This is a genomic window from Micromonospora sp. WMMD712 (assembly GCF_029581295.1).
Classification (GTDB): Bacteria; Actinomycetota; Actinomycetes; order Mycobacteriales; family Micromonosporaceae; genus Micromonospora; species Micromonospora carbonacea.
This window is the reverse complement of record NZ_CP120743.1, coordinates 48,094-69,922: the sequence shown is the minus strand read 5'-3', so window position 1 is coordinate 69,922 and position 21,829 is coordinate 48,094. Positions and strand designations below refer to the sequence as shown.

Sequence of the window (21,829 nt, the reverse complement as noted above, 5' to 3'; positions counted from 1 at the left end):
GGCCGACGAGGGCCCGCCGCCGGGCCGGCGCGCGAGGAGAGGCGGTGAGGTCAGAACCGGCCCCAGTCGTCGGCGGCGGGCCGCCACACGTCGATGTTGCGCGGGTCCACCGACATGCGGCGGGCCCGGTGGGTCTCGTGCTCCTCGGGCGTGAAGACCCGGTGCCGGTCGCACAGCTCGTAGCGCGGCCCGTGCACCGGGTCGTGCATGTAGAAGGCGATCGACGTCGACGCGGAGTGGTTGACCAGGTCCGAGGCGATGGGCACCTGCTTGTACTGGGCGCGCGCCCGACCGCGCATCACGTGGTCGAAGCTCTTCATCATGAAGCACAGGTGCGCGACGTAGAACTCCTTGTTGCGCTGGATCGCCAGGCTGTGGTGGTAGCGGTCCTCGCTGCGCAGGAAGGCCGTCACGTCGCCGACGTAGTCGGAGACGAGGAAGCCGAGCACCTCGGTGTAGAAGCGCAGGGTCTCCTCGTACTTCTCGGTGGCGAGGAACGGGTGCACCAGGTCCAGCGGGCGCAGCTCGATCAGCGGCGGCTCGGCGTACTCGGCGAACTCGGTGAACAGCTCGACGATCAGGCCGTTGGGGTCCTTGACGGCGAAGCCGCGCTGGACGAGGCCCTTGACCCGGTCGGCCAGCTCGAACACCTCGTGCCCGGCGGCGGTGACCCGCTCCCGCAGGTCGTCGAGGACCGCGTCGGACTCGACGCTGAAGCCGACCGCGGTGGTCCAGGAGACCTCCCGCTGCGGCGCGGCGACCAGCTCGATGCTGTGGTGCTCGATGTCGGCGCGCAGGAAGGCGTACTCGTCGTCGTGCTGCTCCAGTTGCAGGCCGACGTGGTACTGGAGGAACTCGATGGAGGCGGCCAGGTCCGGCACCTCGATCCGGGCGTACTCCATGCCGTACGGCCCGCGGCGGCGGGCGGCGGCCTCGGTGGTCATCTGCTACCCCTCTCGGTGTGCTGGTGGTCCCCCACGGTGGGGAAGCTGACGATGGCCTGGCGCTCGACGACCGGACGCCAGCGTTCCCGGACGAACCGCTCGTGCGAGTCGCTGTGCAGGTAGTCGAGCAGGTCCTGCTCGGTGGGGAACTCCACGACGAAGCCGTGGCTCATGGTGTCGTCGCGGGTGCTGACGTTGGCCCCGCTGCGCCAGTTGCGCATCGCCGGGTACCGCGACGGGAACGTCTCCAGCTCGGCCAGGACGGACTCGGCCGCGCCGGGCGGCAGGTCGTCGCGGAAGCGGAACACGAGCATGTGGGTGATCATGGCGGCTCAGAGGATGAAGCTGAGTCGGGCGCCGGGGTCCATGGACTCCATCACCGGCACGGCCCGCCGCACCCGGAACCGCAGCCCGTCGGGCTCGACCTTGAGCACGTGCTCGTAGCGGCCCACGTAGGTGTAGGCGCCGCCGTCGCGGTAGCGGTGGATGACGAAGTTCGCGGTGATCCAGACGGTCTCCGCGCCGGCCTCCAGCAGGATCACGTTGGACACCATCCGGTGCGTGCGCGAGTGCGGGTTCTCCGCGTGCGCCTTGCGGCTCTTGAGCCGCTTGACCCGGGCCCGGATCAGCTCGTAGTCGTCGGCGACGAAGTATCCGGCGGTGGTGGCGTCCCAGCCGGCCCAGTCGGTCGTCGGCACCTCCAGCCGGCCGTCGGGCTCGAAGAGGGTGAACCACTCGTCGAGACGCCACTCGTCGAGCAGCTGGGCCTCGCGGTAGAGGAACTCCTCCACCTCGGCGCGGGTGACCTCGCGCGACTCCACTTTCACCACTCCCCCACGGCTGCCGTTGCCCGACGTCACGGCGCTCACTCCCCCGCCTCGGCGGCGGCCGGGCCGCTCGCCGGGGCACCGGCCGGCGGCGCGCCGGCCACGCTGGTGGACGCGCCGACGACGTGCGCCCACTGCCGCCAGAAGCTGCGCATCGCGCCCTCGTCGATCGAGCGCCCCTGGTTGCCCTGCTTCTCGTTGGCCATGCCCCGCGACATGTCGCTCCAGTCGTGGGCGGGGTCGGCCGCGTCGGCGGTGGCGACGATGCCGCGCTGCACCGCCTCGTACGCCTCGATGTCGTCGGGGGTGGCGAGGCCGCCCGGCCCGACGAAGCTGACCATCGTCTTGATGCGCAGCGCGCGCACCGACTCCGGCTCGCCGACCTCGACGAACTGCCACGCCCGCACGTCGGTGCGGTCGGCGGCGACCGGTTCGAGCTGCCGGATGGTCAGCGCCTCCAGGTCGAACAGCAGCAGGTTGGGGAAGACGAACAGGATGCGGCTGGCGTCGGCGACCTCGGCGGCGAGCTCGGGCCCGAGGCGGGCCTCCATCTCGCGCCGCTTGACGACGGTGCGCTCCTTCTCCTCCTCGCCGAAGCGGGGCTCCCAGACCATGCCGATGCGGCCGTTGTGTCCGGTGAGGACGAGCAGGCCGTGGCCGCCGCCGAGGTCGTAGGCGTACTGGTCGTCGTCGGTGACGGCGAAGCCGGTCTCGCGCAGGTAGCCGACGAAGGTGTTGTGCGTGGGGGCGAAGTGGTAGCCGTCCATGGCGTTCTCCACGGCCAGCTTCCAGTTGCCCTTGACGCTGTAGAGCTGCACCCCGGGCAGGGTGGTCATGCCGCGCTCGCCGATCTTGGCCGTGAGCGACATGTAGTGCGCCGCCGGGCCGAGGTGGGTCAGCAGGTCGGGCACGTCGGGGTCGAACGCGATGAAGACGAAGCCCTCGTGGATCTGGAGGCGGGGCACCTGACGCAGCGCCATCGACGCCCGGAAGGCCGGGTCGTCGGGGTACGCGTCGTCGCCGGGCAGCGCGGCCAGCTCCCCGGAGTTGCTGAACGCCCAGGCGTGGTAGAAGCACTGGAAGAACTTGGTGTTGCCCTCGCTGTGCCGGCACAGCACGGTGCCCCGGTGGGTGCACGAGTTGAAGAACACCCGCACCTCGCCGTCGGCGTCGCGGCAGAAGATCAGCGGACGCCCGCCCAGCGTGCGGGTCTTGAAGTCGCCCGCCTTCGGGATCTCCGTCTCGTGACCGAGGTAGAGCCAGGTGTGCCCCCAGATCCGCGCGATCTCCTCGGCGAACACCCCCGGCTCGCGGTACGCCGAGCGGTGCACGCGGAACCGCAGCGCCTCCCAGTCCTCGTCGATCATCGCGCCGTCACCGGGTGCACCGAGCGGGCGTACCGGCGTCTGCTGCGCCATCACCTCACCGCCTTCTACGTCATGCGAGACAGCGTCTCGCACCACGATGCTGCTATCCGGCCCCGCCACCTGTCAAGAGCAGGACATACTCCAGCACCGGGTTACTCGCTGTTAATACGGGCGCAACACGCAACGGCGGTTTCGTTGGCCACGATGCCGAACGTCGACAGGGCGCGGCCACGCCGCTGCGCCGCGGGTACGGGCCCCTCCGTCGTGGCCCGCACACCCGCGGTCCGCACACCCACCGGACGCCACCGCCACCGCCGCCACGCACGGGCGGCACCCGCGTCACCAGCCGCGCCACCCATCGCACCGCCAGCCGGTGTCACCCCTCCCGGAGGATCCCATGCTCCAGCCGCACGAAGGCCCGATCGCTGGAACCCACTACCTGCCGAGCACGCCCGAGACCTGCCTGTGGGGCCGGCTGCCCACCCGGCGGCACGAACCCGTGCTGCGGATCCGCTCGGGCGAGACGGTGACGATCGACACGCTCAGCCACGAGGGCATCCTGGAGGACCAGGGCCGCGACCCGGTCGCGTACCTCAAGCAGTTCGACGTGCCCGCCGACGGGGTCCTCGCCGACGCCCGCGACCTGGCCGCCTCGGACGTCGCCCACGACTACGACGCCGACGGGCCGCACGTGGTCACCGGGCCCATCGCGGTCGACGGGGCCGAGCCGGGCGACGTGCTCCGCGTCGAGGTCCTCGACCTGCTCGTCCGGGCCCCGTACGGCTTCGTCAGCAGCCGGCACGGCTACGGCGCGCTGCCCGGCGAGTTCCCGCTCACCCCGGCCGACACCGGCCCGGACGGCGACGTGCCCCGCGCGTACGGCAGCGTCTGCCACTTCACCGCAGTGGTCAGCAGCGGCGGACGGCTGTACGGCACGCTGCCGTACGGCGACGGGCGGGCCGCCCGCTTCCCCCTCGCCCCGTTCCTCGGCCTGATGGGCGTGGCGGTGGACACCGACGACCCGGTGCACTCCGTGCCGCCCGGCGCGTTCGGCGGCAACCTCGACATCAACGAGCTCCAGATCGGCTCCGCCCTCTACCTGCCGGTGCAGCTCCCCGGGGCCGGCTTCTACGCCGGCGACCCGCACTACGCCCAGGGCGACGGCGAGGTGGCGCTGACCGCCCTGGAGGCGCCGCTGCGGGCCACCCTGCGGCTGTCGGTCGTCCCGCAGGCGCAGGCGGGGGCCCTGGGCGTCGCCGACGGCCCCTTCGCCGAGACCGCGACCCACTGGCTGCCCGTCGGCCTGCACAGCGACCTCGACGAGGCGATGCGCCGGGCCGTGCGCGCCGCCGTCGCCTTCCTCGCCCGCACCCAGGGCATGCCGCCGCAGACCGCCCTGGCCTACCTGAGCGCCGCCGCCGACTTCGAGGTCAGCCAGGTCGTCGACGGGGTGAAGGGCATCCACTGCCTGATCCGCAAGGCGGACTTCCCGGCCCACGTCTGAGCCGCGGCGGCGCGTGACGTACCGTCACGCGCCGCCGCCCGGTGGCCACGAGTCCGTCAGGGCCCTTTGCTCTGCACCCGGATACGCAACGGTTGACCCGCCGTGACGGATCGCCTCACCCCCGGGCATCGGCGTCCGGGATTCCGCCTGGTGGGCGGGGTGCTGCGCGGGTGGGTGCAGAGCAAAGCGAGCGCGCGACGTTGTCCGAGGTCGCAGGAACGCCCCTACGAGGCCGCCGGCACCTCGGCGCGGCGGGGCGCGGCGGCCATCGCGCCCGGCCGGGTCACGGTCACCGCCGCCACCCGGCTCGCCCAGCGGGCCGCCTCGTCGATCGCCGCGCCGTCGAGCAGCGCGTCGGCCAGCGCCGCGCAGAAGCTGTCGCCCGCGCCGGTCGCGTCCACCGCGTCGACGCGCTCGGCCGGCACCAGCCACTCCCGGTCGGCGCCGACCACCAGCGCGCCGTCCGCGCCGAGGGTCACCACCACCGGCCCCCGCGTGCCCAGGGAGCGGGCCAGCGCGGGCAGCTCCGCCGGGCCGGGTGGGGCCGCCGTGGCCGGGACCCCGGCCAGAGCCGCCAGCTCGCCCCGGTTGGGCACCAGGACGTCGACCCGGGCCAGGGTCGCCGCATCCACCGGCCTGGCCGGGGCCGGGTTGAGCACCACCAGGCCGCCCGCCGCGGCCACCGCGGCGGCCACCACCTCGGCGGCGACCTCCTGCTGCAACAGCACCGCGCGGGCCGAGGCGATCAGGTCGTACGACGGCGCGAGGTGCTCCGGCGCGAGCCACATGTTGGCCCCGGAGCTGACCGCGATGGTGCTGTCGCCGTCGGCGGTGACCAGCACGATCGCCTGGCCGGTCGGGCGGGGCGCGCGCAGCACCCCGGCCGTGTCCACGCCCTCGGCGGCGAGCAGCCCGGTGAGCCACTCCCCCTCCGGGTCGTCGCCGACCGCGCCGACCATGGCGACGCGGCGGCCCAGCCGGGCGGCGGCGACCGCCTGGTTGGCGCCCTTGCCGCCGCCGGCGCGCCAGTGGTCGGCGACGCCGAGCACGGTCTGGCCGGGCGCGGGCAGCTCGGCCAGGGGCACCACCACGTCGACGTTGAGGCTGCCCACCACCACGATGTCGGTCACGGCGGCCTCAGCCCTGCCCGGGACGCCAGGCGTGCGCCAGGAAGTCCGCCCGGGGCGGCGCGAAGACGTCCAGGTTGATGCAGGGGCCCTCGGTCGGCTCGACGTAGTGCTCCGCGCCGCGCGGCACGAGCAGCATCGAGCCCGCCCCCATCGGGTGCGGCACCCCGTCGACGTAGTAGTTGCACCGGCCGCCGAGGATCATCACGAGCTGGTCGAAGTCGTCGTGGTGGTGCGGGTTGAGCGTCATGCCCACGCTCAGTTCGTGCCAGGCCAGCACGACCTCGTCGGTGGCGTACACCTTGCGGCGCACCCCGGGCCGCACGTCGGTGGCCGGGATGTCGTCCCAGTTCACCGCGATGCCGTAGAGCTGCGGGTTGAGCATGTCAGCGCTCCCTTTCCGGGTCGGGGTCAGCCGGCGAGCCGGCGCAGGCCGGCGCCGAGCAGTTGCAGGTCCGAGCCGACCACCAGGTAGCCGGCGTCGGTGAGGCCGTGCCGGGCCAGGGCCTCGGCCGTGCGGTCGGCCACCCAGCCGCCCAGCGCGGCCCCGGCCCCCCGGGCCGCCTCGGCGACGTCGCCGGTGCGCCGCAGCAGCGGCGTCGGGTCGTCGGTGCCGGCGAGGCCGAGGCTGACCGCCAGGTCGGTGGTGCCGACGAAGCCGACGTCCACGCCGGCCAGCAGGTCGGGCAGGGGGTCGTCGGTGGTCGCCGTCTCGATCTGGGCGACCAGCAGCGGCGGGTCGGCGGCCTCCGCCGCGAGGTACCGGTCGAGGCCGCCGAGGCCGTAGCCGGCCGCCGGGTGGGCGAGGCTGATGCTGCGCCGCCCGTGCGGGGCGTACCGGCTGGCCGCGCGCAGCGCCCCGACCTCGGCCCGGCTGCGGACGGTGGAGAGCTGGATCCCGACGGCGCCGGCCTCCAACAGCCGGTTGACCTGGCCCGGGTCGACCGCCGGCACCCGGACCAGCGCCGGCAGGCCGAGCGCGGCGGCGAGCCGGAGCTGGTCGGCGGCCGTGCGCTCGTCCAGCGCGCTGTGCTCCAGGTCGACCACGACGAAGTCGAGCCCGGCCTGGGCGGCCAGGGCCACCACGTCGGGGCCGGGCAGCTTGAGGAACGTGCCGACGAGCCGCCCGCCACCGCGCAGCGCCGCCCGCAGCCGCCTGCGGGAGCGGTGCACACCGCCGGGCGGCGGGGCGTCGGTGCCGGACGGCGCGGAACCGGTGGCGGGCATCAGCGGCTCAGGCCCCGGCGACGCCGGCCGCCGGCAGGCCGCGCCACGGCACGGTCGGCACCTGCTCGCCGGCGAGCAGCACCAGGCTCGGCTCCAGCCGCGGCGCGACGATCCGGTTGCCGGCGGCGTCGGGCAGCTCGGCCTCCTCGGCGTCGGCGAGGACCGTGACGTGGGCCGGGCCGCCCTCGACGAGGCTGCCGTAGCCCTCGGCGTCGAGGCCGGTGAGGCGGGCCGGGGCGGACGTCACCCGGGGCACGATCTGCTCCATGGTCATGCCCATGGCCCGCAGCTTGGCCATGCTGGTGACCAGGTCGAACACCGGGCCGTGCCAGTTGCGGCCGCTGGTGTCGGAGGTGACCACGTCCGGCAGGAAGCCCTGCTCGATGGCCGGGCGGGCCACGGCGAAGCTGAGGTTGCTCTTGCCGTGGGCCGACTCGAACAGCACGCCGCGCTCGCGGGCGGCGTACACCTCGGGCAGGACCTTGCCGTCGCCGAGGATGCCGTACGGCTTGCCGGTGTAGCAGTGGGCCACGACGTCGCCGGGGCGCAGCAGGTCGAGGATCACCGGCAGCGGCTCCGGGGTCTCCCCGATGTGGATCATCAGCGGGAGCCCGGCCTCGGCCGACAGCGCCAGGGAGCGCTTGAGCAGCGTGCGCCACTCCAGCCCCACGACGTCCTCGGAGAGGCGGATCTTGAAGCCGCGTACCCGGTGCGGGTTGGCGGCGGCGACCGCCAGGGCGTCCTCCGGCACCAGCGTGTCCGGGTTGAGCAGCTCGCCGAACCGGAAGTCGATCAGGCCGAGGACCGAGACGTTGAGGAAGTTGACCAGCCGCATCCGGGCCGGGGCGGCGACGTACCGCTCGAACGCCGCGAAGGTGGACGCCCCGACGGTGCCGGCGTCGCAGGCCGCGACGACGCCCCGGCGCAGGTGCGCCTCGTCCGGCGGCGCGCCGACCTTGGAGACGTCGGCGAAGATGTGGGTGTGCGCCTCGACCAGGCCGGGCAGCACGTACTGCCCGGAGCAGTCGACGACCTGCCGGCCCTGCGCGGCGAGGCCGGGGGCGATCCGGGCCACCCGGTCGCCGGTCACCGCGACGTCGGTCACCTGGCTGACGCCGGTGGCGGCGTCGAACACCTCGCCGCCGGCCAGCACCAGGTCGTAGCGCGGGGAACTGTCGTCAGTCATGGCATCAGACTCTCTGTACGAAGCGGCGGCGACGGGCGGGCGTCGCCGGGAAGGGGGTCGGGCTCGGCCGTGGCGGCCGGGGTCCCGGCCGGCGCGGCCGGGGTCTCGGCTGCCTGGGCCGGGGTCTCGGCGCGGAACCGGGTGCGCAGCGGCAGCACCCCGGCGACGGTGACCTCGACCAGGTCGCCGGGGCTCAGGAAGCAGCCCCGGTCCTGGCCGGTGCCGGTGGGGGTGCCGGTGAGCACCACGTCGCCCGGCTCCAGCACCACGTACCGGGAGATCCAGGCGAGCAGGTCGGGCACCGGGAAGATGAGGTCGGCGGTGCTGGCCTGCTGGCGCAGCTCCCCGTTGACCGTGGTCCGCACGCCGATGGCGTCGCGGTCGGCGACGGCGTCCAGGCCGAGCACCGAGGCGCCGAGCGCGCCGAAGCCGGGGAAGCTCTTGGCCAGGGTGGGGCTGCCGGAGGCGACCATCACGTCGCGGCAGGTCAGGTCGTTGGCGGCGGTGATCCCGGCGACGTGCGCCCAGGCCCGCTCGGCGGGCGTGTGGTGCATCCGCGCCCCGATGACCAGGGCGACCTCGCCCTCGTAGTCGGACTGCGCGCTGACCGAGGTGGGCAGCGGCACGGTGTCGTCGGGGCCGGAGCCGGCGTTGGGCGACTTGAGGTAGAGCACGGGCTGGGTGGGCAGGGGCCGCCCGGTGGTGCGCGCCTTGCAGTGGTAGTTGAGGCCCACCCCCCACACGGCCGGCGTCCCGCCCAGCGGGGCGACGACGTCGCCGGCGAGGGCGTCCAGCGGCAGCCGGCGGCGCACGGCCGCGGCGCGGGCCGGGGCGAGCCCGGCGCCGGCGCGCAGCAGCGCGGCCACGTCGGCGTACGGCAGGTCGAGCAGCTCGACGTCGCCGTCGGCGGTGAGCCGGCCCAGCCCGTGCCGGGTGGCCACCAGGTGCGTGCCGTCGCCGACGGTGTGCCGGGCGTCGTCGCGGGGGGCGGTCATGCCGCGTCCGAGGAGTGCCCGGGCACCGTGCCCAGCGCCGGGTTGACCAGCGGGGCGAGGTTGTTGACGGCGGCGGCGGCCTCGCCGAAGCCGACGGAGATCAGCCGCACCTTGCCCTCGTAGTCGGTGATGTCGCCGGCGGCGAAGACGCGCGGCAGGTTGGTGCGCATCGACCGGTCGACGGCGACGTAGCGGCGGTGCATCTCCAGGCCCCAGCGTTCCATGGCGCTGAGGTCGGCGATGAAGCCGAGGGCGGCCACCACCGCCTGCGCGGGCAGCTCCTCGCGGCCCTCGCCGCGCACCTCGGCGATCGTCACGGAGGTGACGTTCTCCTCCCCGGCGATGCCGCACACCTCGTACGGGGTGACCACCCGCACGGTGGAGGACTCCAGCTGGGCGACGCTGTGCGCGTGGGCGCGGAACTGCGGCCGGCGGTGCACGAGGGTGACGCTGCGGGCGTGCGGCTCCAGCGCGAGGGCCCAGTCGACGGCGGAGTCGCCGCCGCCGACCACGACGACCTCCTGGCCGGCGAGCTCGTCGAGGCGGGGCACGAAGTAGCGCAGGCCCCGGCCGAGGTAGTCGCTGCCGACGGGCAGCTCGCGGGGGGTGAAGGTGCCGATGCCGGCGGTGAGCAGGACGGCCTTGGCGCGTACCTGGGTGCCGGCGTCGGTGCCGACGAGCACGTGGTCCTCGGCGCAGGTCAGGTCGACGGCGCTCTCGCCGAGCAGGAACGTCGGCTTGGCGGTGGCGGCCTGGGTGAGCAGGGCGTCGACGAGCTCCTGGCCGCGCACCGCGGGCAGGCCGGCGATGTCGTAGATCGCCTTCTCGGGGTAGAGGGCGGCGATCTGGCCGCCGGGCTCGGGCAGCGAGTCGATCACCGCCACGCTCATCCCGCGGAAGCCGGCGTAGTAGGTGGCGTACAGGCCGGCGGGGCCGGCGCCGACGATCGCGAGGTCGACCTCGTGCAGCTCGCCCATCAGGTGGCGCTCCCCGCGACGGCCGGGTGGTCGCGGCCGACCCGACCGATCTTGCGGGCCCCGCCGGGGCTGCCGATCTCGCCGAAGAACTCGGCGTTGATCGGGCCGAAGTGGGCCCGGTCGGCCGGCAGGTCCTCCAGGTGGAAGATCGACGTGACGGGGCAGACCGGTTCGCAGCGCCCGCAGTCGACGCACTCGTCCGGGTTGATGTACATCATCCGGTCGCCCTCGTAGATGCAGTCCACGGGGCACTCCTCGACGCAGGACCGATCCTGCACGTCCACACACTCGTCGGTGACCACGTAGGCCATCGGTCCTCCAGCGGTTGGGTCGGCCGTCCGCATCCGCACCGCTGACCGTCGCGCGGACGTCGCCGGATGCGGGGCGATGTCGTTGATGTCAGGTCACGCTAGAGAAGCCATCCCAAGTATGTCAACATACGAGACGTCATCTTGAATGAAGTCACGGCGGCGGGAGTGCGGGGATGGACGACGAGGTGCCGGCGGCACTGCGGCGGGCGGCCGAACAGGCGATCGACGAGGCGGGCGTCCTCGACGCGCTGGCCGCGCTGGGGGCGGAGCCCAGCCCGTACGGCCGGGAACGGGCCACCGCCCGCCGGCTCGCCGACTGGGCCGCCGCGCGCTGGCCGGAGCTGTCCTGGCGGGTCGACCCCCTGGCGACGACGGCGGCGCTGCCCGACAGCGCCAACCTGGTCGGCTCCTCCGCCCTCGGCACCGCGCCGGAGCTGCTCGTCTACTCACACCTGGACACCTCCCTGACCGGCGGGGCCGACTTCGACGCGCCGATCACCGGTCGGGACGCCCCCGCGCCCGAGCTGCGCAGGCCCGACGGGGCGGACGCCGAGCCGGTGGTCAGCGGCTTCGGCCTCGGGGTGGCCCGCGCGGCGACCGCGGCCGCCCTGGTCGGCTTCGCCGCGGCGGCCGGCGCGTGCCGGGCCGCCGGCCGGCCGCACCGGCTGACCCTGCTGCTCGCCGCCGCCGGCACCCACCGCACCGACCCCGACGCCGGCCCCACCCCCGGCGGGGTGGCCCACCACCTCGACCGGCACCCGCTGCCGGCCGCCGCCGTCGTGGCCAAGAGCGGCCCGCCGGGCGTGCTCACCGCCGAGCCGGGGGCCATGTTCCTGCGGGTACGCCTGACCAGCCGCTTCCATCCGGCGCTGTTCCGCGACGCCGCCGTCCCGCCGGGCGGCCTGCTGGCGCACCTCGGCCGGGTGGTCGCGGCGCTGGAGGCGTTCCGCGCCGCGCACCTGGCCGGGCGCGCCGGGCGCGGCGGTCAGGTCGGGGCGGAGGTGGGCATCGGCGCGGTGCGGGCCGGCCAGCCGGGCAAGCCCGACCTGCTGCCCGGGCGGCTGGACTTCCACCTCTACCTGGTGACGGTGCCCGGCGACGAGCCGGCGGAGATCGCCGACGCCCTGGCCACGACGCTGACCGAGAAGCTGCGCGGCACCCCGCTGGGCGACTGCGGGGTGAGCGTGACCGGCTGGCCCGTCCACCCGGCCGCCGCCACCGACCCCGACGCCCCGGTCTGCCACTGGGCCGACGCCGCCTGGCGGGCCGCGCACGGCCGCGCGCCCCAGCCCATCCGGGGCTGGACCGGGTCGACCGACGGGGTGGTGCTGCGCGGGCGGGGGGTGCCGACCGTCCGGCTGGGCCCACCGTCGCTGCCGGCGGACCCGGACGACCCCCGGAGGGACCGCTTCGCGGTGGCCGAGCTGGTGCGTTTCGCCCGCATTTATGCCGACATCGCGCTACGAAGCCGGCAGATATCGACAGCCTGATGTGCCATATGCCATGATACTGTCTCACTTCACGCAACGAGGGATCCAGATGGCGGACGACAGCCCCTCGCCGGGGAAGAACGCGGACCAGAGCGCCCCGGCGATCCAGACCGTGCAGCGCGCGGCGGTCATCCTCAACGCGTTCACCGCGGCGCGCCCACGACTCAGCCTCAACGAACTGACCGCCAGCCTCGGCACCAGCAAGGCGACGGCCCACCGCTACACCAAGGCGCTGCGGGAGAGCAACCTGCTGCGCTACGACGAGCGGGAGGGACTCTACTCGCTCGGCCCGCAGATCCTGACCCTCTCCGCCGCCGCGCGCGCCGCGATGCCGGTGATCAGCATCGCCGGCCCGCACATGCAGCAGCTCGTCCGCGAGATCGACGAGACCGTGGTGCTCAGCGTCTGGGACGGCGACACGGCCGTGGTCGTCCGCGCCGACGACAACACCGACCGGGTCATCCGCGTCAGCGTCCGCACCGGCTCCCGGCTCTCGCGCACCGAGTCCGCCCAGGGCCGGGTCTTCTGCGCCTTCCTGCCCGAGGACGACGTGGTCGGGCTGGCCGACGAGCTGGCCGCCTCCGCCGAGCTGCGCCGGGAGGTCGACAAGATCCGCCGCACCGGCATCTCGGCGAACACGCCGTCGGCCAACGGCGTGCGCAGCATCGCCGCGCCGATCTTCCGCGGCAGCACGCTGATCGCCGCGATGGCCATCGTCGGCACCACCACCTCCGTGCCGGAGGGCACCGACACCCCGCTCGCCATCGCCCTGCAACAGGTCGCCGCCCTGGTCACCGCCGAGCTGGGCAGCACCGCCGGCACCGGCAACGGCCACCACCCCACGCCGGACAACGGCAACGGCACCCGTCCCCCGGCGGCGCGCGGGGGCGCGGGCCGCCGCTGACCGGCGCGGGCCGGATGCTGCCCGGGCGAGGGCCGGGTCAGCCGACCGCCGCGCCGAGCCCCTCGGACAGCTCGCGCGCGATGCGCAGCAGGGCGTCCGCCGCCGCGGCCTCCGCCGCGCCGGAGAGCACCGCGTCGGTGCCGAGCACGCCCAACGCGGCCACCACCGCGGTACGCTCGAACACCGGCGCGGCCAGCACCCGCACCCCGAAGTCCTCCGGCGAGTTGACCGCGAACCCGTCGCGGCGCACCTGCTCGACCACCGCCCGCAGCCCGGCGGACAGGCGCAGCTGACGGGCCACCACCGGGGCCTCGGCGGGCGGCAGGAACGCGCAGAACACCCGACCCTGCGCCGAGCGCACCAGGTCCAGCGGCGAGCCCGTACGCACGCTCAGCCGCACGTCGCCGCTGACGTTGTCCATGCACCGGACCACGATCGGGCTCTCGCCGTTCCACACGCTGAGCACCGAGGTCTGGTTGGTCAGCCGGGTCAGCCGGTCCAGGTGGGGTTCGGCGGCGGTGACGATGGGCAGCGCCGCGCGCGCGGCGGCCTCCATCGCCAGGATCTGCGGCCCCAGCGTGTACGTGGCGGTGGCCGTGTCGAAGCGCAGCAGGTTGGCCGCGCGCAGCGCGCGGGCGTACCGGTGCGCGGTGGCCCGGCTGATCGCGAGGTCGGCGGTCAGCTCCGCCAGGGTGAGCCGGGGCCGCTCGGCGGAGAACGCCTTCAGGATGGTGGCGGCCCGCTGCACGGTCTGGATCGCCGGCGCGTCGCCGCTGTGTTCCTCGACCCCGACCCCGACCGCCATCGTGTCACCTCGCGCATCCCCGTCGCCTCCGCAGGATGCGCACTCTACCCAGCGCGACGGCCGGGACGCGACAACGGCGGAGGGGACGGCGCGGCCGGCGCCCCTCCGCCTCGACCCTCCGACTACGGTTAGTGAGATCGGGCCGCCGGGCCGCCGGGGTCCGGTAGGCGCTGACGCTGCGTCAGGCCCCGCTGTCCCAGACCACGCGCACCGCTCCCTTTGCTCTGCACCCACGGACGCGACATGCCCGTCACGCTGCGATTCTTCCGGATGCCGCGGACGGCAGGGGGCAGTGGTCAGCTACCCTCAGCGACCGTTGCGTCATTGGGTGCAGAGCAAAGGGAGTCAACGGCGACATCGGCCCGGCCACGGCGGCCACGCCCAGTCACTGCTCGACGGCGAGCTGGCGGTGCACCTCGCCGCTGTCCCAGTAGTCGACCCGGTGCGCGACCAGGCCGTCGGCGTCGACCCGGAACCGGAACATCCCGCGCACGCGCACGGGGGCCCGGCCCGCGGAGACCAGCCGGAAGGACATCCGGTACGCCAGCGCGGCCCGGTCCCCCTCGACGACCAGCTCCTCCACCTCGTAGCGGAGGTCCGCGAACTCGGCCAGGAAGCCGTCGAGCCGGTCCCGGTAGCCGGCCCGGCCGACCACCCCCCGCCCGAGCCCGGCGGTGTGCTCGTTGACGAAGCCGACGCTGACGCAGGCGGCGACGGCGTCGGCGTCGTGGGCGTTCAACGCGGCCAGGTAGCGCAGCACCGCCTCCCGGGTCCGCGCCGCGGTCAGTTCCCCCACAGCCGCCGTACGGTGTCGAACACCTGCTGGTCGTGGGAGATCTCGATGACGTTGCCGTCGGGGTCCTTCAGCGCGCAGATGTAGCCGACCGGCGGCGGCATCTGGCGGGGCTCCCAGTGCAGGCAGCCCAGGTCGCGGGCCCGCGCGGCGATCTCGTCGACGTCCGAGCGCTGCGGCACCTCGATGCCGATGTGCGCGAACGGGTGGAGCAGGCCGAGCTGGCCGCCCTTGTCCTTGTTGAACGAGACGAGCACCAGCACGAACGGCGTCTCGACCTGCTTGTCGTTGGAGAGCCACACGCTCTCCCCGTCGGCGTCGGCGAACCGCTCCACCACCACGAGCGGGGTGAGGGTCGTGTAGAACTCGATCGCCTTGTCGAGGTCGCCGGTGGGCAGTGCCACGTGCGTCCATCGGGCTTGGGTCAGGCCGGTCCCCATGAGTACCTCCACCGTGCCGGAATGTCCAGAACTACGCTTTCACCAGCCTATTCGTCCCCCGGCCGCGGCGGCGATGTGCCGGGGACACAAACCCGGTCGGGCCGATTCGACCCGGCGGGACAGTGCCGGGGGCCGGGCCGGCGTGCCAGCGTGGTCACACACACCAGCAGGAGGACGGTCAGATCATGCGCTACCGCAGGCTCGGCGGCACGGGCGTCGAGGTCAGCACGCTCTGCCTCGGCACGATGATGTTCGGCGCGTGGGGCAACACCGACGAGAAGGAGTGCCACCGGATCGTCGCCGAGGCGCTCGACGCCGGGATCAACCTGGTCGACACCGCCGACGTGTACGCGCACGGCGAGACCGAGGAGATCGTCGGCCGGGCGCTGCGCGGGCGGCGCGACGACGTGGTGCTGGCCACCAAGTTCCACGAGCCGATGGGTGCCGACCGCAACCGGCGGGGCAACTCCCGGCGGTGGATCACGCAAGCGGTCGAGGACAGCCTGCGCCGGCTGGGCACCGACTGGATCGATGTCTACCAGGTGCACCGCCCCGACCCGCGCACCGACGTCGACGAGACCCTCGGCGCCCTGTCCGACCTGGTCCGGCAGGGCAAGGTACGCCTCGTCGGCACCTCCGCGTTCCCCGCCGAGCAGATCGTCGAGGCGCAGTGGGTCGCGCAGCAGCGCCAGCGGGAGCGCTTCACCACCGAGCAGCTCGCGTACTCGATCCTGGCCCGGGGCGCAGAGGCCGGCGTGCTGCCGACCTGCGAGCGGCACCGGCTCGGGGTGATGGTCTTCAGCCCGCTCAACGGCGGCTGGCTGACGGGCAAGTACCGCGCGGGCAGCGTGCCGGCGGACTCCCGCGCCGGGCGCAACGGCGACCACTTCGACTTCCGCGACGCCGCCGCCCGCGACCGCAAGCTCGACCTGGTCGGCGAGCTGGACGCGCTGGCCCGGGAGAGCGGCCTGACGCTGATCGAGCTGGCGCTGGGCTTCGTGCTCAGCCACCCGGCCGTGACCAGCGCCGTCATCGGCCCCCGCACCCTGGAGCAGCTGCGCAGCCAGCTCGGCGCGGGTCAGCTCGACGGGCTGCCGGCCGACGTGCTGGACCGCATCGACGCGCTGGTGCCGCCGGGCCACAACGTCAACCCGGCCGACGCCGGTTACCAGCCGCCGGCGCTGACCGACCCGGCCCTGCGGCGACGCTGACGCCCCTGGCGGCGGCGCGGCACCGACCGGCCACGGGAAGACAGCGGTCAATTCGTCAAGTAGGGTGACGGACGGTATCGGCCCCGGCACGGACGGGACGTTCGGATGACCCCTGCCCCCACTCCGCCGCGTCGCGCGCCGGGTTCCGCCGACGAGATCGAGGCGTTGACCGCCGTGCGTCCCAGCGCGCGGCAGGTGGCGTGGCAGTCGATGGAGTTCTACGCCTTCGTCCACTTCGGCATGAACACGATGACCGACCGCGAGTGGGGCCTCGGCGACGAGGACCCGGCCCTGTTCGATCCGGCCGCGCTCGACGTCGACCAGTGGATGACGGCGTTCGCGACGGCGGAGATGACCGGTGTGATCCTCACCGCCAAGCACCACGACGGCTTCTGCCTGTGGCCCTCGCGGGTCACGACGCGCTCCGTCGCCGCCTCGCCGTGGCGCGACGGGCGGGGCGACCTCGTGCGGCTCGTGGCGGATGCGGCGCGGCGGCACGGTCTGCGGTTCGGCGTCTACCTCTCGCCCTGGGACCGCGGCGAGGCCACGTACGGCTCGGGGAAGGCGTACGACGATTTCTTCGTCGCCCAGTTGGAGGAGTTGCTGTCGGGCTACGGCGAGGTCTTCTCGGTGTGGTTCGACGGCGCCAACGGAAACGGCCCCGACGGCCCGCACCAGGACTACGACTGGGAGCGGTACTACACCGTCGTCCGGCGGCGGCAACCCGGCGCGGTGATCTCGGTCTGCGGGCCGGACGTGCGGTGGTGCGGCAACGAGGCCGGGCACACCCGGGCGGACGAGTGGAGCGTCGTGCCCGCCGGGCTGCGCGACGCCGAGCGCATCGCCGAGCGCTCCCAGCACGTCGACGACGGCACCTTCGCCCGGCTCGTGCGCAGCGACGGGGAGGACCTGGGCAGCCGGGCGGCTCTCGCGGGCCACCTCGACGATCTCGTCTGGTATCCGGCCGAGGTCAACACGTCCATCAGGCCGGGGTGGTTCCACCACCGGCGCGAGGACGACGCGGTCCGCTGTACCGACGAGCTGTTCGCGCTGTGGCGCGCGGCCGTCGGCGGCAACGCCTGTCTGCTGCTCAACGTGCCGCCCGACTCCCGTGGCCTGGTGGCCGACCCCGACGTGGCGGCCCTGACGGGTCTGGGCGAGCGCATCCGCGCGTTCCGGGGCGCGGTGCCGGCGGCCGACGTCGTGCTGTCCTCCGGGGCGGTGCGTCCCGCCGCCGGCGGGCCGGCGGGCGACCCGGCCGCGCTCGCGCGGCTGGTGGCGGGCGCGGCGGAGGGCTGCGTGTGGCGACCGGCGGCGTCCGACGGGCTGCCGGCCGTCTCGGTCGTCCTGCCCGCCCCCACCGAGGTCGCCGCCGTGGTCGTCGGCGAGGACATCACGTACGGGCAGCGGCTGGAACGGATCGTCGTGACCGCCGTGGCCGACGGGCGCGAGGAGGTGCTGGCCGAGGCGGGTGCGGTCGGCTACCGGCGCATCCTGTGCTTCGCCCCGCGCGTCGTGAGCGAGGTGCGGGTGCGGATCGAGGCGTCCAGGGGCCTGCCGGCGATCCGCACGGTCGCGGTGGTCGCGGCGGGCGGCGGGTGGCTACCCCGAGACCGAGGAGTCGCCGGATGAGCTGGTCGCACGTCGACGACGCCTGGCCCACGCGGGGCCTGAGCTACGGGGCCGACTACAACCCCGAGCAGTGGGACAGGGCGACCTGGGCCGAGGACGTGCGGCTGATGACGCGGGCCGGCGTCAACCTCGTCTCGCTCGGCATCTTCTCCTGGGGGCTGGTCGAGGTCGCGGACGGGGAGTTCGACTGGGGCTGGCTGGACGAGGTGGTCGATCTCCTGGCCGAGGGTGGCATCGCCATCGACCTCGCCACGCCGACCGCCGCGCCCCCGGGCTGGCTGCTGGCGGCGCACCCCGAGATCCGCCCCGTCGACCACGAGATGCGGCCGCACTGGCCCGGCGCGCGCCTCGGCTGGTGCCCGAGCAGCCCGGTCTTCCGGGAGTACGCGCTGCGCGTCGTCCGCGCCCTCGCCGACCGCTACGGGCACCGGGACCACGTCGTGATGTGGCACGTCAGCAACGAGCTGGGCGGCGGCAACGGCCGCTGCTACTGCGACGTGTCGGCGGAGGCGTTCCGCGGCTGGCTCCGGCGCAGGTACGGCACGCTCGACGCGCTGAACGACGCGTGGGGCGCCGCCTTCTGGGGCCACACGTACCGCGACTTCGCCCATGTCCTTCCGCCGCGCGGCAACAACGCGAAGAACCCCTCGCTGGTGCTCGACTTCGACCGCTTCTCCTCCGACGAGCTGCTGGCGCACTATCTCGCCGAGCGCGGGGTGCTCAAGGCCGTCACCCCGCAGCTTCCCGTCACCACGAACTTCATGGTGGGCGCCGAGCCCGACGTCGTGGACTACCCGCGCTGGGCGGCGCACATGGACATCGTCGCCAACGACCACTACACCCGCTCCGCCGACCCAGTCCCTGAGCAGGACGTCGCCTTCTCCGGCGACCGGATGCGGGCGATGACGACGCAGCGCCGGCCGTGGCTGCTCATGGAGCACTCGACCAGCGCGGTGAGCTGGCAGCCGCGCAACCGGGCCAAGACGCGGGGGGAGCTGATCCGCAACAGCCTGAGCCACGTGGGCCACGGCGCCGACGGCGTGATGTTCTTCCAGTGGCGCGCCTCGCGGGCCGGCGCGGAGCAGTTCCACTCGGCGATGGTCCCGCACGCCGGCGAGGACACCGAGCTCTACCGCGACGTGTGCCGGCTGGGCGCGTACCTGCGCAGTCTCGCCCCGGTCCTGGGCTCGCGCGCTCCCCGGGCCCGGGTCGGCATCCTCTTCGACGACGAGGCGGGCTGGGCGATGGCGAAGGGGGTCAAGCCGAACAACCACCTCGACTACGGCCGCCTCGTCCGCGACTGGCACCACGCGTTCTGGCGGCTGAACGCGAGCATCGAGGTGCTCCCGCCGTGGGCCGACCTCGCCGGCCACGAGGTCGTGGTGGTGCCGGCGCTCTTCCTGACCGGCGACGACACGGCGGCGCGGGTGGCCGCCTTCGCCGGGGCGGGCGGCACGGTCGTGGTGAGCTTCCTGTCGGGGATCGTGGACGAGAACGACCAGGTGCGGCTGGGCGGCTACCCGGGCGCGTTCCGTGACCTCCTCGGTGTCCGGTGTGAGGAGTTCCGTCCGTTGCAGGAGGGCGAGACGTTCACCCTCGACAACGGCTGGCGCGGCACGGAGTGGACGGAGCTCCTCCGGGTCGGCGAGGCGGAGGTGCTGGCCGGATACTCCGGGGGGCAGCTCGACGGCCGTCCCGCGGTCACGTCGCGTCCGCTGCCGGGCGGGGGCCGCGCCGTGTACGTCTCCGCCGGCCTCGACGGCGACTCGCTGCTCGCCCTCGCGCGGTCGTTGGTGGCCGCCCCCACCGGCGTGCCGGCCGGGGTGGAGGTGCTGGTGCGCCGCAACGACGAGGAGGTCTTCACCTTCTTCGTCAACCACGCCGACACGGATGCCGTCCTCGCGGCCACGGGCCGGGAGATGCTCACCGACCGACCCGTCGACGGAGAGTTGCACCTGCCGGCCGGCGAGGTGCGGGTGGTCAGCTCGGCCCCCCCTGGGCTGACGACCGGGAACGGGGCGTGACCCCATTGGCGACAGACGATCGACAACAGCTCCTTTGCTTGCCCGTGTGAGCGGTCACATGTTAACTTTCCCGAGGAGCTACCGGGCTGCTCCAACCAGCTTATCGGGATCCCCGCCGGCCTCGGAGCGATGCGCATTACCGCATCGAGCCGCGGCCATTCGGAAATTCCGTGCAGCGCTGAAGACAGGTCGCATTACCGCCCCGTAATCGCAGGTGACCGCCACCAAGATGTCACCAGTGCACACCCCATGCCTGCCGAATGGCCCATCAATTGGCAGGCGGCACGACGACGTCCACCGTCCCGAAGATGGAGAGTCAATGCGCGCACGTACGAGATGGTTCGCCGCCCTTGGCGTCGCACTCCTGGGAGCAGTCGGATTGACCGTGGTCGACACGGTTGCCGCCCCGCAACCAGCTCAGGCATTGGAGAACGGGGTGGGCCGCACCCCGCCGATGGGCTGGAACAGCTGGAACACCTTCTACTGCAACATCAACGAGACGCTGATCCGGCAGATGGCCGACGCCATCGTCAGCACCGGCATGCGGGACGCCGGCTACCAGTACGTCGTCGTCGACGACTGCTGGATGAACCCCAACCGCGACTCGGCCGGCAACCTCCAGGGCGACCCGACGCGGTTCCCCAGCGGCATGAAGGCCCTGGGTGACTACATCCACAGCAAGGGCCTCAAGTTCGGCATCTACCAGGCCCCGCTGGACAAGACCTGCGCCCAGTACTTCAACTCCTACCCCGGGGCCACCGGCGCGATGGGCCACGAGGCCCAGGACGCCCGCCAGTTCGCCGCCTGGGGCGTCGACTATCTCAAGTACGACTGGTGCTCCCCCACCGGCACCATCACCGAGCAGGTCAACCGGTTCGCCATCATGCGCGACGCGCTCGCCGCCACCGGTCGCCCGATCCTCTACAGCATCAACTCGAACAGCATCCACGAGAAGACCGGCCCCATGCGCAACTGGGGCGACGTCGCCAACATCTGGCGCACCACCGAGGACATCACCAACGCCTGGGACACCGGCCAGACCAACGGCTACCCGATGGGCATCCAGAACATCATCAACGTCACCGTGCCGCTGGCGGGTTACGCGCGTCCGGGCGCGTTCAACGACCCCGACATGATGGAGGTCGGCCGGGGCGGCATGAACGACACCGAGATGCGCAGCCACTTCGCGATGTGGGCGATGATGGCCTCGCCGCTGATCGCCGGCAACGACATCCGCAACATGAACAGCGCCACGCAGACCATCCTCAAGAACGCCAACCTCATCGCGATCAACCAGGACACCCTCGGCCTCCAGGCCACCCAGGTCTCCAACGACGGCACCCGCCGGGTGCTCGCCAAGCGGCTCGCCAACGGCGACGTGGCCGTCGCCCTGTTCAACCAGGGCGGCTCCACCACCACCATCTCCACCACCGCCGCCGCGATCGGCAAGTCCGGCTCCTCGTTCACCCTGCGCGACGCCTGGACGAACGGCACCTCCACCACCACGGGCGCCATCTCGGCCAGCGTCCCGGCCCACGGCACGGTCGTCTACCGGGTCAGCGGCGGCGGCACCACCACCCCGCCGCCCACCACCACGTTCCGGCTGCGCAGCGAGTCCAGCGGCCGGTGCCTGGACGTCGACAACGGCAACACGGCCAACGGCACGGGCACGCTGATCTGGGACTGCCACAGCAACGCCAACCAGCAGTTCACCCAGTCCGGCCAGGCCCTCCAGGTCCTCGGCAAGTGCCTGGAGCTGCCCACGAACGCCGTCGCCGGCACGCGGGCCCAGATCTGGGACTGCACCGGCGGCACCAACCAGCAGTGGACCTTCAACGGCAACGGCACCATCAGCAACGTGCGGTTCCCGTCGCTCTGCCTGGACGTCAACAACTCCGGCACGGCCAACGGCACCACCGTGCTCGCCTGGACCTGCCACACCGCCGCGAACCAGCGGTGGAGCCGGGCCTGACCTGACCCCACGCGCCACCGGGCGCCCCGGACGCCACCGTCGGCAGACGGCCCGGCCTCCGGGGCGCCCGCCTTCTCGTACGCCAAATCCGCC

The 21,829-nt window shown here is 73.6% G+C and carries 21 protein-coding genes; 7 read left to right on the top strand and 14 right to left on the bottom strand.

The window, feature by feature from the left end:
* Window positions 1-50 precede the first annotated feature (50 nt).
* From O7633_RS00295 to O7633_RS00280, 4 genes are read right to left on the bottom strand one after another with little or no spacing between them, the layout of a single operon-like run.
* Window positions 51-944: a VOC family protein gene (locus O7633_RS00295; protein WP_178064476.1), complete on the bottom strand. Its 894-nt coding sequence runs from the start codon at window positions 942-944 to the stop codon at window positions 51-53.
* Window positions 941-1,258, bottom strand: coding sequence for a Dabb family protein (locus O7633_RS00290; protein WP_178064475.1), 318 nt, complete (start codon window positions 1,256-1,258; stop codon window positions 941-943). Before O7633_RS00290 ends, O7633_RS00295 begins: the two co-directional genes overlap by 4 nt.
* 18 nt (window positions 1,259-1,276) lie before the next feature.
* Entirely contained in the window at window positions 1,277-1,765 is a 489-nt protein-coding gene (locus O7633_RS00285) for an aromatic-ring-hydroxylating dioxygenase subunit beta (protein ID WP_141724015.1), read from the bottom strand.
* A gap of 44 nt (window positions 1,766-1,809) precedes the next feature.
* On the bottom strand, window positions 1,810-3,189 hold the full coding sequence (locus O7633_RS00280) for an aromatic ring-hydroxylating dioxygenase subunit alpha (RefSeq protein WP_282325259.1): 1,380 nt from the start codon (window positions 3,187-3,189) through the stop codon (window positions 1,810-1,812).
* A 346-nt stretch (window positions 3,190-3,535) separates the two neighbouring features.
* Between O7633_RS00280 and O7633_RS00275 the strand changes: the two genes are divergently transcribed.
* Window positions 3,536-4,642 carry an acetamidase/formamidase family protein gene (locus O7633_RS00275; protein WP_278134406.1) on the top strand — a complete coding sequence of 369 codons (1,107 nt, stop codon included), beginning with the start codon at window positions 3,536-3,538 and terminating at the stop codon, window positions 4,640-4,642.
* A 224-nt stretch (window positions 4,643-4,866) separates the two neighbouring features.
* Here O7633_RS00275 and O7633_RS00270 read toward each other — a convergent pair whose 3' ends face one another.
* Genes O7633_RS00270 through fdxA form a run of 7 tightly spaced genes read right to left on the bottom strand, consistent with a single transcriptional unit; the run spans window position 4,867 to window position 10,465 of the window.
* Window positions 4,867-5,772 (bottom strand): ribokinase, encoded by a 906-nt coding sequence (locus tag O7633_RS00270; protein ID WP_278134404.1) that lies wholly within the window; start codon window positions 5,770-5,772, stop codon window positions 4,867-4,869.
* A 7-nt stretch (window positions 5,773-5,779) separates the two neighbouring features.
* A complete protein-coding gene (locus tag O7633_RS00265; protein WP_074477804.1) occupies window positions 5,780-6,154 on the bottom strand; it encodes a cupin domain-containing protein in 375 nt (124 codons plus the stop codon).
* A 26-nt stretch (window positions 6,155-6,180) separates the two neighbouring features.
* Window positions 6,181-6,996, bottom strand: a complete 816-nt coding sequence (locus O7633_RS00260) for an aldolase/citrate lyase family protein (RefSeq protein ID WP_282325258.1) — start codon at window positions 6,994-6,996, stop codon at window positions 6,181-6,183.
* 7 nt (window positions 6,997-7,003) lie between these two features.
* Window positions 7,004-8,182 (bottom strand): hypothetical protein, encoded by a 1,179-nt coding sequence (locus O7633_RS00255; protein WP_278134399.1) that lies wholly within the window; start codon window positions 8,180-8,182, stop codon window positions 7,004-7,006.
* The gene (locus O7633_RS00250; protein WP_282325257.1) at window positions 8,179-9,177 is read right to left on the bottom strand and encodes a fumarylacetoacetate hydrolase family protein; all 999 of its coding nucleotides are present in this window, start codon (window positions 9,175-9,177) and stop codon (window positions 8,179-8,181) included. Before O7633_RS00250 ends, O7633_RS00255 begins: the two co-directional genes overlap by 4 nt.
* Complete coding sequence (locus O7633_RS00245) at window positions 9,174-10,145, bottom strand: NAD(P)/FAD-dependent oxidoreductase (RefSeq protein WP_282328701.1); 972 nt, start codon at window positions 10,143-10,145, stop codon at window positions 9,174-9,176. Before O7633_RS00245 ends, O7633_RS00250 begins: the two co-directional genes overlap by 4 nt.
* Window positions 10,146-10,153: 8 nt before the next feature.
* Window positions 10,154-10,465: a ferredoxin gene (gene fdxA, locus O7633_RS00240; protein WP_074477794.1), complete on the bottom strand. Its 312-nt coding sequence runs from the start codon at window positions 10,463-10,465 to the stop codon at window positions 10,154-10,156.
* A gap of 173 nt (window positions 10,466-10,638) precedes the next feature.
* On the opposite strand from fdxA, the gene O7633_RS00235 reads away from it, so the two are divergent.
* Together O7633_RS00235 and O7633_RS00230 are read left to right on the top strand one after the other, a co-directional pair.
* A complete protein-coding gene (locus tag O7633_RS00235; RefSeq protein WP_282325256.1) occupies window positions 10,639-11,955 on the top strand; it encodes a hypothetical protein in 1,317 nt (438 codons plus the stop codon).
* A 49-nt stretch (window positions 11,956-12,004) separates the two neighbouring features.
* On the top strand, window positions 12,005-12,859 hold the full coding sequence (locus tag O7633_RS00230; protein WP_178064466.1) for an IclR family transcriptional regulator: 855 nt from the start codon (window positions 12,005-12,007) through the stop codon (window positions 12,857-12,859).
* A gap of 37 nt (window positions 12,860-12,896) precedes the next feature.
* On the opposite strand, the gene O7633_RS00225 is transcribed toward O7633_RS00230, so the two are convergent.
* The 3 genes from O7633_RS00225 to O7633_RS00215 form a co-directional block, all read right to left on the bottom strand.
* Complete coding sequence (locus tag O7633_RS00225; RefSeq protein WP_074477788.1) at window positions 12,897-13,664, bottom strand: IclR family transcriptional regulator; 768 nt, start codon at window positions 13,662-13,664, stop codon at window positions 12,897-12,899.
* Between the two features lie 385 nt (window positions 13,665-14,049).
* Window positions 14,050-14,460 carry a nuclear transport factor 2 family protein gene (locus O7633_RS00220; protein ID WP_278134390.1) on the bottom strand — a complete coding sequence of 137 codons (411 nt, stop codon included), beginning with the start codon at window positions 14,458-14,460 and terminating at the stop codon, window positions 14,050-14,052.
* Window positions 14,448-14,861 carry a VOC family protein gene (locus O7633_RS00215; protein ID WP_246384583.1) on the bottom strand — a complete coding sequence of 138 codons (414 nt, stop codon included), beginning with the start codon at window positions 14,859-14,861 and terminating at the stop codon, window positions 14,448-14,450. The genes O7633_RS00220 and O7633_RS00215 overlap by 13 nt, the downstream gene beginning before the upstream one ends.
* 221 nt (window positions 14,862-15,082) lie before the next feature.
* Here O7633_RS00215 and O7633_RS00210 point away from each other — a divergent pair, with 221 nt between their 5' ends.
* The 4 genes from O7633_RS00210 (at window position 15,083) to O7633_RS00195 (ending at window position 21,736) form a co-directional block, all read left to right on the top strand.
* Entirely contained in the window at window positions 15,083-16,108 is a 1,026-nt protein-coding gene (locus tag O7633_RS00210; protein ID WP_278134388.1) for an aldo/keto reductase, read from the top strand.
* Window positions 16,109-16,213: 105 nt separating this feature from the next.
* The gene (locus O7633_RS00205; RefSeq protein ID WP_282325254.1) at window positions 16,214-17,740 is read left to right on the top strand and encodes an alpha-L-fucosidase; all 1,527 of its coding nucleotides are present in this window, start codon (window positions 16,214-16,216) and stop codon (window positions 17,738-17,740) included.
* Window positions 17,737-19,764 (top strand): beta-galactosidase, encoded by a 2,028-nt coding sequence (locus O7633_RS00200; protein ID WP_282325253.1) that lies wholly within the window; start codon window positions 17,737-17,739, stop codon window positions 19,762-19,764. Before O7633_RS00205 ends, O7633_RS00200 begins: the two co-directional genes overlap by 4 nt.
* Before the next feature lie 319 nt (window positions 19,765-20,083).
* Complete coding sequence (locus tag O7633_RS00195) at window positions 20,084-21,736, top strand: ricin-type beta-trefoil lectin domain protein (RefSeq protein ID WP_278134382.1); 1,653 nt, start codon at window positions 20,084-20,086, stop codon at window positions 21,734-21,736.
* The last annotated feature ends 93 nt before the right edge of the window (window positions 21,737-21,829 follow it).

Coding starts and splice junctions, on each gene's coding strand:
- O7633_RS00230 (WP_178064466.1), top strand. CDS start 12,005: ATGGCGGACGACAGCCCCTCGCCGGGGAAGAACGCGGACCAGAGCGCC.
- O7633_RS00225 (WP_074477788.1), bottom strand. CDS start 13,664: ATGGCGGTCGGGGTCGGGGTCGAGGAACACAGCGGCGACGCGCCGGCG.
- O7633_RS00255 (WP_278134399.1), bottom strand. CDS start 8,182: ATGACTGACGACAGTTCCCCGCGCTACGACCTGGTGCTGGCCGGCGGC.
- O7633_RS00200 (WP_282325253.1), top strand. CDS start 17,737: ATGAGCTGGTCGCACGTCGACGACGCCTGGCCCACGCGGGGCCTGAGC.
- O7633_RS00275 (WP_278134406.1), top strand. CDS start 3,536: ATGCTCCAGCCGCACGAAGGCCCGATCGCTGGAACCCACTACCTGCCG.
- O7633_RS00210 (WP_278134388.1), top strand. CDS start 15,083: ATGCGCTACCGCAGGCTCGGCGGCACGGGCGTCGAGGTCAGCACGCTC.
- O7633_RS00235 (WP_282325256.1), top strand. CDS start 10,639: ATGGACGACGAGGTGCCGGCGGCACTGCGGCGGGCGGCCGAACAGGCG.
- O7633_RS00280 (WP_282325259.1), bottom strand. CDS start 3,189: ATGGCGCAGCAGACGCCGGTACGCCCGCTCGGTGCACCCGGTGACGGC.
- O7633_RS00260 (WP_282325258.1), bottom strand. CDS start 6,996: ATGCCCGCCACCGGTTCCGCGCCGTCCGGCACCGACGCCCCGCCGCCC.
- O7633_RS00290 (WP_178064475.1), bottom strand. CDS start 1,258: ATGCTCGTGTTCCGCTTCCGCGACGACCTGCCGCCCGGCGCGGCCGAG.
- O7633_RS00250 (WP_282325257.1), bottom strand. CDS start 9,177: ATGACCGCCCCCCGCGACGACGCCCGGCACACCGTCGGCGACGGCACG.
- O7633_RS00295 (WP_178064476.1), bottom strand. CDS start 944: ATGACCACCGAGGCCGCCGCCCGCCGCCGCGGGCCGTACGGCATGGAG.
- fdxA (WP_074477794.1), bottom strand. CDS start 10,465: ATGGCCTACGTGGTCACCGACGAGTGTGTGGACGTGCAGGATCGGTCC.
- O7633_RS00205 (WP_282325254.1), top strand. CDS start 16,214: ATGACCCCTGCCCCCACTCCGCCGCGTCGCGCGCCGGGTTCCGCCGAC.
- O7633_RS00195 (WP_278134382.1), top strand. CDS start 20,084: ATGCGCGCACGTACGAGATGGTTCGCCGCCCTTGGCGTCGCACTCCTG.
- O7633_RS00265 (WP_074477804.1), bottom strand. CDS start 6,154: ATGCTCAACCCGCAGCTCTACGGCATCGCGGTGAACTGGGACGACATC.